General features: G+C 42.3%; 14 protein-coding genes. 4 read left to right on the plus strand and 10 right to left on the minus strand.

Annotation, left to right across the window (positions count from 1 at the left end; translation table 11 throughout):
• The first annotated feature begins 12 nt into the window (after positions 1–12).
• The 4 genes from B092_RS0100865 (at position 13) to B092_RS0100880 (ending at position 3,637) form a co-directional block, all read left to right on the plus strand.
• A complete protein-coding gene (locus tag B092_RS0100865) occupies positions 13–537 on the plus strand; it encodes a gamma carbonic anhydrase family protein (protein WP_018573355.1) in 525 nt (174 codons plus the stop codon).
• 119 nt (positions 538–656) lie between these two features.
• A complete protein-coding gene (gene hslO, locus B092_RS0100870; protein ID WP_018573356.1) occupies positions 657–1,580 on the plus strand; it encodes an Hsp33 family molecular chaperone HslO in 924 nt (307 codons plus the stop codon).
• A gap of 116 nt (positions 1,581–1,696) precedes the next feature.
• Positions 1,697–2,710, plus strand: a complete 1,014-nt coding sequence (locus tag B092_RS0100875) for a TadE/TadG family type IV pilus assembly protein (protein WP_018573357.1) — start codon at positions 1,697–1,699, stop codon at positions 2,708–2,710.
• Between the two features lie 198 nt (positions 2,711–2,908).
• The gene (locus B092_RS0100880) at positions 2,909–3,637 is read left to right on the plus strand and encodes a helix-turn-helix domain-containing protein (RefSeq protein WP_018573358.1); all 729 of its coding nucleotides are present in this window, start codon (positions 2,909–2,911) and stop codon (positions 3,635–3,637) included.
• Between the two features lie 58 nt (positions 3,638–3,695).
• Here the strand turns inward: B092_RS0100880 and B092_RS13420 are convergent, their stop codons facing one another.
• From B092_RS13420 to B092_RS0100935, 10 genes are all read right to left on the minus strand, one after another.
• The gene (locus B092_RS13420) at positions 3,696–3,995 is read right to left on the minus strand and encodes a FixH family protein (protein ID WP_018573359.1); all 300 of its coding nucleotides are present in this window, start codon (positions 3,993–3,995) and stop codon (positions 3,696–3,698) included.
• 13 nt (positions 3,996–4,008) lie between these two features.
• A complete protein-coding gene (gene ccoG, locus B092_RS0100890) occupies positions 4,009–5,559 on the minus strand; it encodes a cytochrome c oxidase accessory protein CcoG (RefSeq protein ID WP_018573360.1) in 1,551 nt (516 codons plus the stop codon).
• Positions 5,560–5,857: 298 nt separating this feature from the next.
• A complete protein-coding gene (gene ccoP, locus B092_RS0100895) occupies positions 5,858–6,778 on the minus strand; it encodes a cytochrome-c oxidase, cbb3-type subunit III (protein ID WP_018573361.1) in 921 nt (306 codons plus the stop codon).
• The gene (locus B092_RS0100900; protein WP_018573362.1) at positions 6,771–6,956 is read right to left on the minus strand and encodes a cbb3-type cytochrome oxidase subunit 3; all 186 of its coding nucleotides are present in this window, start codon (positions 6,954–6,956) and stop codon (positions 6,771–6,773) included. The genes ccoP and B092_RS0100900 overlap by 8 nt, the downstream gene beginning before the upstream one ends.
• A 20-nt stretch (positions 6,957–6,976) precedes the next feature.
• The gene (ccoO, locus tag B092_RS0100905; RefSeq protein WP_018573363.1) at positions 6,977–7,660 is read right to left on the minus strand and encodes a cytochrome-c oxidase, cbb3-type subunit II; all 684 of its coding nucleotides are present in this window, start codon (positions 7,658–7,660) and stop codon (positions 6,977–6,979) included.
• Positions 7,661–7,684: 24 nt separating this feature from the next.
• On the minus strand, positions 7,685–9,157 hold the full coding sequence (gene ccoN, locus B092_RS0100910) for a cytochrome-c oxidase, cbb3-type subunit I (RefSeq protein WP_018573364.1): 1,473 nt from the start codon (positions 9,155–9,157) through the stop codon (positions 7,685–7,687).
• Positions 9,158–9,468: 311 nt separating this feature from the next.
• Positions 9,469–9,657: a cbb3-type cytochrome oxidase assembly protein CcoS gene (gene ccoS, locus B092_RS0100920; RefSeq protein WP_018573366.1), complete on the minus strand. Its 189-nt coding sequence runs from the start codon at positions 9,655–9,657 to the stop codon at positions 9,469–9,471.
• Positions 9,658–9,686: 29 nt separating this feature from the next.
• On the minus strand, positions 9,687–10,703 hold the full coding sequence (locus tag B092_RS0100925) for a P-type ATPase actuator domain-containing protein (RefSeq protein WP_018573367.1): 1,017 nt from the start codon (positions 10,701–10,703) through the stop codon (positions 9,687–9,689).
• 30 nt (positions 10,704–10,733) lie between these two features.
• A complete protein-coding gene (cysM, locus tag B092_RS0100930) occupies positions 10,734–11,651 on the minus strand; it encodes a cysteine synthase CysM (RefSeq protein WP_018573368.1) in 918 nt (305 codons plus the stop codon).
• A gap of 121 nt (positions 11,652–11,772) precedes the next feature.
• Positions 11,773–12,180, minus strand: a complete 408-nt coding sequence (locus tag B092_RS0100935; RefSeq protein WP_018573369.1) for a ComEA family DNA-binding protein — start codon at positions 12,178–12,180, stop codon at positions 11,773–11,775.
• Between the last annotated feature and the right edge of the window lie 86 nt (positions 12,181–12,266).

Here is a 12,266-nt window from a genome sequence, read left to right on the forward strand (position 1 = left end):
ACCGGAGACAATATGGCAATCTTTCAATTGGCTGATCTAAGTCCCAACATAGATCCTAGTGCTTTTGTATTTGACGGCGCTATTCTGATTGGACAAGTCACTTTAAAGGCAAATGTCAGCATTTGGCCTGGCGTGATTATTCGCGCTGATAATGACACGATCACTATCGACGAAAATAGCAACATACAAGAAGGCTCTGTGCTTCACATTGATGCAGGCACTCCTCTTTATGTTGGTAAAAACGTTACTGTAGGCCATAAAGTCATGCTTCATGGTTGCACCATTGGTGATGGCAGCTTAATTGGTATGAGTGCAACGATTTTAAACAATGCCGTTATCGGAAAAAACTGCATCATTGGTGCCGGCGCCCTTATCCCCGAGGGCAAAGTCATCCCCGACAACTCAGTCGTCGTGGGTGTTGCTAAAATTCTGCGTGAAGCGACCGCGGAAGATCTTGCGCGTAGTCATCAGGGGACTAAACACTACGTAGAACAAGGTCAATTTTATCGCCAACAATTAAAGCGTATTGACGCTTAAATTCCTATCGTCCTTTTCACTTGAAAAAGCGACGATAGGACATATATAGAGCCTTTAATCCATAAAGAAAAACTCTTATTTTCTCAAGATTTCAACCATCTGGTCATCGTCACAATTTCATGAACGACTTATTAAAAAAATACTTATTTGCCGATCGCAGCATCCGCATTCAAAGCGCCAATCTAAGCCAAACATGGCTTGATGGTCGTGAACACCAACACTATCCTAAAGTAATAGAAAATCTCTTAGGTGAGCTTTGTGCCGCCTCCGTATTATTATCCTCAAATATTAAATTTGATGGCAGCCTAGTTTTACAAATTCAAGGGGATGGTCCCATTGCTCTATTAGTGGTTGAATGTGATTCTGAGCTACGCGTTCGCGCTACCGTCAAGCTACGTCAAGAATTTGCTATCAAAGAAAACAGCAGCTTCCAGGAGCTGGTTAATCCCAATCGTAGCGGTCATTTTATGGTGATTTTGGATCTCAATGATCGCCAAGAAGGCCAACAAGCTTATCAAGGGATCGTTGCACTCGAAGGTAATAGTGTTGCCGAAGTATTAGAAAACTACATGCGCAACTCCGAGCAATTAGATACCTATATTCGTCTTGCTGCCAATGATGACAAAGCGACCGGGATTTTATTGCAACGCTTAGCCGTTACTGGTGGAATAGCCATTGACAAAGACAAAGCAGAAGAAAACTGGCAAAAAGCAGGTCATTTTGTTCAAACGATTACTCACGATGAACAACTTAAACTTTCCGAAGATGAATTAATTCATCGTTTATTCTGGGAAGAGCAACTTCTTAAAACCGAGGAAGATCATCCTATCCAATGGTACTGCAGCTGCAATCGCGAACGCGTTGCCGATATGCTTCGCATGTTAGGCACCGCCGAGATAGAATCCATTCTGAGCGAACGCGAAGAAATTGACGTCAGCTGCGACTATTGTGGCAAGCCATATAAATTTGATGCCATTGAATGCGCTCAACTTTTTGTCGATAAAAACAAGTTAAGCACACAAGAAAGCTCGTCTGAGCATTAAGAATTTAATGTATTCACCATAAGAAAGCCGAATCTTTAAGATTCGGCTTTTTTGTGGATGATTTGTCTGTATTTCTGTGTATTGTCTAAGCAGACATCAAACCTCATACTAAGCGTATGAAAAGAACACAGCTTCCCTCCTCTCTGCACTCACAACACGGCAGTGCAATTATTGAGTTTTTAGTTACTGCATTGCCGGTACTACTCTTAGGTTTAGGCGCCACAGAAACCGCTCGCTGGTACATACACAAACAACACATACGCTTCGCCTTGCATGAAGCACAACGTATTGCTGCCGTCACACATGCAGAGCCAACCCAATTAATTACCGCTTTTGAGGAAGCTCTAAACCCTTTATTTGCTCCGGCAGGCCCATACGAGACTACCGAAGCTAGACGAGCGGCCTACCTACAAAATGTCAGCACAAGCACATCAATGCCGCCATGGCGCATTAGTATCATCTCACCTAATGCTAAGCACTTCGAAGACTTCCAACAAGCTGATCTCGAAATTACTCAAAGCACCGGCTTTGCAGCAATTAACAATAACTACCAATTTGAACAGCACCAAGAAAAGGCACTCGGTATACACTCTCAACAAACAATTTACCAAGCAAATATATTGAGCGTTCAATTGATTTACCCATACAAACCCTTGGTACCGGGAGTGAGCTCGTTGATGAAGCAGCTAAGCACATCAAGCAACTCAAGACTTAAACAATCCTATTATACTCATGGCTATCTACCGCTGGAGTTGACCGCCCACATCTCAATGCAGTCGCATCCTGTCATGTGGCCTGCAGAATCAAGTGCAAAAATTGTCTATCATGAGCAGCTCATCGATAGTGATAACGCCAGCAACAGCCCTACCGCACCAGCAGACGGCAATGACCGCTGCGCAGGACTTTGGTGTATAGAAAGTAGCAGCGAGCAGCATACCGGAGGAGATTTAGGCGGGCACACCGAATCACCTTCAACACAAAACCCCTACGAGTCGTATCAGCCGCCACAAAGCTCATCGCCACATGACACAAACTCTCCTAGCGACCAGCAAAATGCATGGGCTCCTGATAACACGGACAATGATCTGACTGATGACCCTCTGTGTGATACCAGCTTATGCTGTACTTAATAAAAATAGTGATACGTCCCTACTAATTAACCTGTATAATTCACTATCCTAGTCCAATACGACACGTACTATCTAGCATCTTCCATACACATATATCCAAAGACATACCTTGATTTACATCAAAAATCTTAATTCTTTGTTAAAATAAGCTTACGATATATCAAACTAGTGATAACTAGTTTTTACAATAGGTGTGTCATGTCTAAAACCATTCTTCTTGATGACAAGTCGGTGCATTGTGATCAATGCATGAGCAATCATCTATGTATGCCCGCAGGTTTAAGCGCTCAAGAAACCGAAAAACTCACCGAGCTAGTAAAAGAACGTATTCGCATCTCTAAAAATCAGACTCTTTTTACCTCAGGTTCGCCTTTTACTGCGATTTACAGTGTTCGCTCAGGTTCTATGAAAACTCAGCTTGAAAGCGAGGACGGTCATATTCAAATCACGAACTTCTCACTTCCCGGTGAGTTGGTCGGTTTGGATGGCATTGCTACACAAGTTCACTCTTCTTCTGCTGTCGCTTTAGAAGACAGTGAGGTCTGTGTGATTAGGTTAGAGGACTTAGATAAGCTTTCAAAATCCATTCCTGCCCTACAGGCACAATTACGCCATTTGATGGGTAATGAGATTAATCGCTCTCACCGTATGGCTCTTACTCTCGGCTCTTTAAAGTCTGAGCAGCGCGTTGCCGCATTCATTCTAAATATGGTTGAGCGCCTTGGTCAATTAGGTTATTCATCAACCGAGTTTGTCCTGCGGATGACTCGAGAGGAAATCGGTATCTACCTAGGGCTTACACTAGAGACAGTCAGCCGACTACTCTCACGCTTTGCACGCGAGGGACTCATTGAGATCCAACAAAGAGAAGTAAAAATACTGGATCGTAATGGCCTACAAGCCTTAGTTAAAAAAGTTGAAAGTTAAAAGTTAGAATTAAATAAATAAAGACCTTTTAGTTTCATAAACTAAAAGGTCTTTATTTTTATTCCTTATCCTGCTTAAACTGCTCTCGCAAATGCTCAGGAATCGGTCTATCGACAGCTGGCTTAAAACTAGACTGATCGATTGCGCCACTTCGTGTCGTCATTAAGCCTTGACGATTTTGCTGATTCACTAATGGCGTATCTTTGTGCTGAGTAAAGGCAAGATAAATAGTAATGGCACAACCAACAATGACAATCGCCGGACCGGCCATCAGTAACCATGGCCAACGATGCTTATACCACGGTCCACTGGTGTCCTGTTCTGTAGAGTTTGATTGACTTACTTCTTTTAATGACATAAAAACACCTTAACTATTTGGGCACAAAGAAACTACTTGATTTATCAATGGTTAGCTCTTTGCCTTCGTCAATGCTGCGAACATTAAAGTCCATATCATAGCGACCGACATCATTACCCTCTACGGGTGTACGTACAACCACTGGAATCCACTGATTAGTTCTTGGCGATACCATGGTGATATTTGAACCAGAGTTATCAAGATCCACTTCTAGAGAGCTTAGACCATCAGCTTCTGCATCAATCGCAAACTGGCGTGTCTCAGGACTCATATTAACCAATAACACACGATAAACGTTTTCGTAGTAACCACCCGGCACTTCTCGTCCTAAGGAGTTACGGTCGCGAACCACATCGAAACGCAATTCATTGCGTAAAGCAAGAGAGGTAACAATACCCGTAATGAAAATCACTAGCAAGGTTAAGTATACTAAAGTGCGTGGTTTAAATAAACGCTTGCGCTCTTCTTTTTTGCTTAAACCCATTGAGATACTATTCTCAGACGTGTAGCGAATTAGGCCTTTCGGATAATTCATCTTTTCCATAACATCATCACAGGCATCAATACAGGCTCCACAACCGATACACATATACTGTAAACCATTACGAATATCAATACCGGTCGGGCAAACTTGGACACAGAGCGTACAGTCTATACAATCACCAAGCCCTAACTCGGTTGGGTCTGCTTTTTTAGAACGCTTACCTCGAGGCTCACCACGCTTCTGATCATAGGTAACAATCATCGTATCAGCATCCACCATCACACTCTGAAAGCGTGCATAGGGGCACATATAACGGCACACATTTTCTCGTAAGAAGCCGGCCGCAATCCAACAGAAACCGCCATAAAGGAAGATCCAAAACCATTCCCAGAAGCTAAGTTCTAATTTCAAGAGACTTGGGAAGAGCTCACGTATTGGCGAGAAATAAGCAACAAAAGTAAAGCCTGTCCAGAAACCGACCAAAAGCCATAAAACGTGTTTGGTCGTTTTAATGCGGAATTTACGGGGGCTCATCGGTTCTTCGTCAAGGCGCATACGCTGCATGCGGTCACCCTCAACCCACTTCTCGATATGCATAAAGATTTCGGTATAAACCGTCTGCGGACAGGCGTAGCCACAGAAAAGCCGCCCTGCTATTGCGGTAAATAAGAAAAGCCCGTAAGCCGAAACAATTAAAATAATTGCCAAATAAAATACGTCTTGAGGCCAAAGAACAAGACCAAAAAAATAGAACTTACGCTCTACTAAATCAAAAAGAACAATTTGACGACCATCCCAGTTTAACCACGGCAACCCATAAAAAAGAATTTGTGTAAACCAGATCATAGCAACGCGCCAGTTATTAAATCGGCCTTTAACCGAGCGCATATAAATCTTTTGTGATAGGTCGACAAACTCGATTTCATTTTCATCGAGACTTGTTGGAATATGGCCTGCCGCGACTGTTTTAGGTTTAGGCCTAGGTCTTGTTTGATCTATTTTTTTTGTGGGTTGTGGCGGCTGCCATTCAGGTGCTTCCTGAGAGTTTTCAGGAATGCTAGGAGATTTTTTTTCGCTCATAATATATCACTCGAAATTATGAAATTATGTATAACGTATACATTATTTATTATAAACGCATATATCATGGATTACAAAGACATACATCACAGATCAAAAAGCATACATAATAAAGCTAAAAAGCATACATCAAACACTACATGCACATACAATATAAATGTGTACACCACATATTATAACAGCCCAACTCTCCTAATGGACAATTGGGCTGTTGATGAGATCCGCTGTTTTAAACACAACCGCGTCAAGTTAAGACACTAACTTTTATCAGAGTCATTAAATTAAACTACATAATGAATCATTTATTGTTAGATAAACCCCAAACATAAGCGGTTAAAACATCAATCTGTTCAGGTGTTAAATAGTCTTTTTGTGGAGGCATAATATTCATACGACCTTCCATAATGGTGCGAACAATTGCGGCATGAGACGAACTACCTAACCAGATATCATCAGTTAAGTTAGGAGCACCGAGCATCTGATTACCCTTAGCGTCCACACCATGACAGGCCACACAAACAACGCCAAACTGCTGCTGTCCCTTGGCAATAAGCGTGGCATCAGCACTCAATCCCGACAATGAACGAACATAATGAGCAATCGCATTAGCGTTAGCATTTTGTTCGCCGGCAGTGTCACCTAGAGCACCACCTAAAGGCGCCATGATACCTACACGTCCATTAGTAATGACATTATGAATATACTCAGGCGTATCGCCACCCAACCAATCATTGTCGGTTAAGTTAGGAAAGTCCGTTGATCCTCTAGCATCAGAACCATGACACTGAGCACATGTATTTAAGAATAAACGCTCACCAATTAAACGAGCTTCAGGATCTTTTGCAAGGTCCTCAGTAGTCATCCCCTCAAAACGGGCATAAACCGGCGCAATCGCTTCACGTAATTGTTGCTGGTTTTGGACGACCTGCTCAGCCGCACTCCAACCTCTTAAACCGCCCCAACTACCCAATGCCGGGTATAAAACCATGATACCAATACCAATGACACTAAGGCCTAGGTACATAACAATCCACCAACGAGGTAGCGGATGGTTTAGCTCCCTAATACCATCCCATTCATGTCCGGTATCTTCGGTAACAACAGTTTTTTGCCCTAGCCATGAACGCTGAGTCCATAACAACCACAGTACAAAAACTACACCTAAGATTGAAATGATCGTGACCCAGGCACTCCAGCCACTATTAACAAAATCACCCATGATCCTTGTCCTTGCGCTGTTCATCAGCGCTTAAATTTATTTCGTCCTCTAGACTAAACGGTAGTTGAGCCGCTTCGTCATTATCTTTGCGGCGTTGCTTAGAAAAAGCCCACCATACAATTCCGAAAAAAACAATGATTGCGAGAATAGTCGCAATACCGTTAAGCGTGCCCAACATCTGTTTAGCTCCTATCCCAATTACTCTGCATCAGCGACAGTATCACGCTGACGCCATGCATTCATATAACCAACACCTAAACTCTGAAGATAGGCAACAACCGCATCTTCTTCAGTTTTACCGACTAAAAGATTTGGTGCGTTAGCAATCTCTTCTTCGGTATACATAGGCTTATTATCGTGGTGATTACCTAACCAGTTAAGCGCTCTCATACGAGCCTGAACATCGTGGTGCTCTACACTCTTGTGCTGCAACCAAGTATAGGCAGGCATATTAGACTCAGCCACAACATCACGGGGGTTACGTAAATGAACACGATGCCATTCGTCTGAATAACGACCTCCAACACGAGCTAAGTCAGGACCCATGCGACGAGAACCCCATAGGTGAGGATAATCATACACAGTCTCGCCCGCCTCAGAGTAAGGACCATAACGGTGCACATCAGAACTAAGCAAACGGATTTGCTGTGTATGACAGCCTACACACCCCTCTTTGATGTAAATATCACGACCGATCAACTCTAATGGTTGGTGAGGTTTCACACCTGGCGAAGGCTCGGTCGTTGAGTGCTGGTGGAACAATGGAATAATTTGCACTAGACCTGACACTGCTACCGTTAAAAAAGTACAAGTAATCAGTAGCGGCAGATTTCTCTCAAGCATCCCATGAGAGAAAAACTTAACTTTTTTATCATCAGACATTTTTAAAAACCCTTTATCTTTATATTATGCTTTCGCTGGTTCGGCTGCAGGAGCAGACGCTGTATTGCTGTAACCAGGCATAGGAACCGGCGGATTAACACCAACACGACCACGAATGGTAGCTATGGTATTGAAGAGCATAATGACAATACCCGTCAAGAATAAGCCACCACCAATAGCACGCATAATTAATAAGACTTTCTTAGAAGCCAATGCCTGAACAAAGCTATAAGTTAACGTGCCGTCAGCTTCGATAGAACGCCACATCAAGCCTTCCATCACACCAGCAATCCACATAGAGGCAATGTATAAAACGATACCAATAGTAGCCAACCAGAAGTGCAACTCAACTAATGATTTTTTGTACATGCCGTCACGACCCCATAAACGCGGAATCATGTAGTAGAGAGAACCAAAGGAAATCATGGCAACCCAACCCAATGCACCTGAATGCACGTGCGCTACTGTCCACTCGGTATAGTGTGATAGTGCGTTAACCGTGCGAATTGCCATCATTGAACCTTCAAAGGTAGACATACCGTAGAAAGATAATGAAACTACCAAGAACTTCAAGACTGGGTCTGTTCTAAGCTTATGCCATGCTCCAGACAAGGTCATAATACCGTTAATCATACCGCCCCAAGATGGTGCTAATAAGATTAAGGAGAACAACATACCTAAACTCTGCGTCCAGTCTGGTAATGAAGTGTATAACAAGTGGTGAGGACCAGCCCACATATATGTAAAGATGAGAGCCCAGAAGTGAACAATCGATAAACGATAAGAGTAAATTGGACGTTCAGCTTGTTTAGGAACGAAATAATACATCATCCCTAAGAAACTGGTCGTTAAGAAGAAACCTACTGCATTATGACCATACCACCACTGTGCCATCGCGTCTTGAACACCGGCGTAGTAAGAGTAAGACTTGGCTAAACTCCAAGGCACCTCCAGGTTGTTCACAATATGCAACATAGCAATGGTAATGATATAAGCACCGTAGAACCAGTTTGCCACATAAATATGCTTAGTACGACGCTTAGCGACGGTACCGAAGAACACAACAGCATAAGATACCCAAACAATTGTAATGAGAATATCTAATAACCATTCTGTTTCAGCATATTCTTTTGTGGATGTATAACCCATCGAAAAAGAGATAGCAGCAGCAGCCCAAATAAACATCCAAGCCCAGAAGGTGAATGCAGCTAATCTAGGTGCAAACAGCGTCGTGTGACAGGTACGCTGAACCACATAGTATGAGGTTGCAAATAGCGCGCTACCACCAAAAGCAAAAATCACCAAGTTTGTATGAACAGGACGCAAGCGACCATATCCAAAAAACTCATTGAAACTTAACTCCGGAAATACCAGTTGGGTAGCGATAAAAACTCCCATCCCCATACCTAGTACACCCCAGATAACCGTCGCGATCGTGAACTGTCGAACGACCTTATAATTAAAGGTTTCCGACCCAATCACATTTTGAGTACTCATAGTACCTTCCTCTTTAAAAACAAAAACTTATTACTGCTATGTAAATCGTATTGTGAACTTATCACGTCAAAGCTAGCTTAATAAGAGCGAAACAAACTGCTTTGTAACAAAAATTTAGTGTTAATTACCACTTATATTACTACAAAAAAGCTGCTTTTTGTAGATTGCTTTCCGCCCCAAGCTGAGCAAATCAATCATTTGAACGTGATATTAACTCAAATAGAAATGACTTTTATTTTATTTTTCATTGAAAGTTGATTTAATTCAAATCACTTTATTATTATTTTATGTTTTAACGAAACATCGCTAAATTACTTATTTGCCTGCTCATCACGCTCATTGCTAACCAAATGACTTGTATTGTCATCATCCAACAGAATTGAATCACCTTTTTCATCAATATCATCATATTGGCCCTTAAAAATAGCCCAATATAAAAAATAACTGATAAAGGCAATAAAGCCCACAGCGAGCGAGCCAAGAATCATATAGATTTTCATAGTGCTTTTACCTTTGGTGTTCGTACTTTTTAGGCAACAGTCAGACGCTCGTCATTGGATAAACGCAGCTGAATCACCTCAAGTTCTTTACGGAAACGCTTATACAGACGCAGTCCCATCAAACCGACCCACAATGAAGAAACAAACATAATAATAGCGGCTAACCAAGGCGAAACAATACCTATCATTGCGAAAGGTGCCATTAAGAGATGAAAGACAATCGAAACATTTAGACAAAAACGTGCCGTTTTTCTGGTGCGTGCCAATACAGACTCAGAAAACTCTAAATCAATCTCAGTATCTTGTCGGTGATTTAATAAAATAGTACGTGCTGCAGCGTAGGCCGTAGGTACCGACATCGCCATTGCACACGGACAGCTCATAACAAACAACGATACCGTCACCGCGAGCGCATGGGATTGATCAATATAAAAATACCAAACTAAGCCGCTGATAACCGCTAAAACTATTTGCAATATAACAAAATAAAATGCGTATCTGTCAGAATGTGCTGTATCTAGGCTACGGTACTGATTAATTTTGTCCAACAAAGCACTGTCATTTGATATATAAGAGGATTGAACCGCAATATACTCTAAATACCTTGCCGTTAATAGAAAAGCAATAAACATGGCGATCGAGTCATAATAAACTTCACCATGGTGATAAAGCGTTGTGTGCACACTGGGTATAAAAGCAACAATGATACCCAAGGTCACAGGTAAATTCATGTTAATCATGCCATGACGATGACTAAAATCACGATCCGCACCAAACAAGCCCTTCCAAATTGGCATAGCACAATACAAAAGAATAGGTACGGTTAACAACAAACCAACCCAGTTTAAGAAAACCAAGGCGACCTCTAGAGATTCCTGAATATCAGTCCCTACATACCGATGCTTAAAGTAACCCGGTGCTGCAAACATCATGACTTGCATCATAATTAGCCACGCCAAACCTAAGCGCAATACCATACGACGACGCTCGAGGCGATCTTCTTCAGGTAAATCCTTAGGCATAGCAAAGATAGAGACTGATTTCATTACTACTTACTTATAAAAGGTCAACCAAAATTAATTAAAAACGCCATCAGAAAGATAACGATCCCCTCTATCGCAGACAATAAATACCACCGTACCACGCTGTAACTTTTGGGCTGTGCGAATCGCTGCAACTAAGGCACCGGCGGATGAAATACCGCCAAAAACACCCTCTTTAGCAGCTAAATCACGAGCCATCTGCTCAGCTTCCTCTTGCTCAATTGCTTCAAACCCATCAATTAATTCAGGTTGATAAATGGCAGGCTGATATTCTGGAGACCACTTACGGATACCTGGAATAGACGCACCCGGAGCCGGCTGCGCGCCGATCAATTGAATGTCTGAGTTTTGCTCTTTTAAAAACTTACCGGTCCCCATCATCGTACCTGTAGTTCCCATGGCGCTGACGAAATGGGTAATTTGACCTTGAGTCTGCTGCCAGATCTCAGGACCTGTCGCTTCATAATGAGCTAGAGGATTGTCCGAATTAGCGAATTGGTTAAGAATAAGTCCCTTGCCCTCTTTTTCCATTTGCTCAGCTAAGTCACGCGCATACTCCATACCCCCCTTAGAGGCATCTGTAAGGATTAATTCAGCGCCATATGCCTTCATAGACGCTCTACGCTCAAGCGATAGATTGTCAGGCATAATTAAGATCATCTTGTACCCTTTAATAGCCGCCACCATGGCTAGGGCAATACCTGTATTACCACTGGTTGCTTCAATTAAGGTATCACCCGGCTTAATTTGGCCACGCTCCTCGGCTTCTGCGATCATCTTTAAGACCGGGCGGTCTTTAACCGAACCGGCGGGATTACTTCCCTCTAACTTAGCAAGAATAACGACATCATCGGCAATACCAAATAGCTGGGGTATGCGCTGTAAACGCACTAGAGGCGTATTTCCGACAGTTTGGTCTATGGTGGGGTAACTAACAATTTGTTGAGACATATACTGACAACACAAAATAATCTTAAAAAGTAGAATGTAAAATGTTATTTTAACACTTTCCACTCATCGTGCTGATTAAGTTTTTCACAAACAAACGTAGGATTAATCAATCATAGTTGAACTACTTTATTTTAAGCAAATAAGGTCCTGAGCCAGAAGAGGAGCTGCTATCTTTAAAATGCTTTTTAACCGCTGCCACCTCTTGGGACACAACAGAAGGCTTAGCCGTATGCTGTGTTTGTTTGTGACTAAAAACAAGCCCGTCTTCCACCATTTTATCAGCCCTCTTTTTACCCAAGCCTTTGATACGAATGGACAGATCTTCCGCTGACTCAAAATCGCCTGCTCGCGCTCTCTCATCGATAATGCGTTGGGCTGTCTTCTCACCAATTCCCTTAATGCTTTGCAACTCTACACTGCTAGCAGTATTAATATTAACCGCTTGCGCACTCATAGATGGTAGCCAGAATAATGCTAAGCTAAGCGATACGCGAACAAATGCTTTAGAAGTGAATAAAAAAATAGACATAAAATTTCCTCATAATAAAAAGCACTACAGTGACTTATTATGAGGAAACAAGTGACTCAAAAACACGATAAGGATTTTTTTATCCT

Source organism: Oligella ureolytica DSM 18253, assembly GCF_000373745.1.
Classification (GTDB): domain Bacteria; phylum Pseudomonadota; class Gammaproteobacteria; order Burkholderiales; family Burkholderiaceae_B; genus Oligella; species Oligella ureolytica.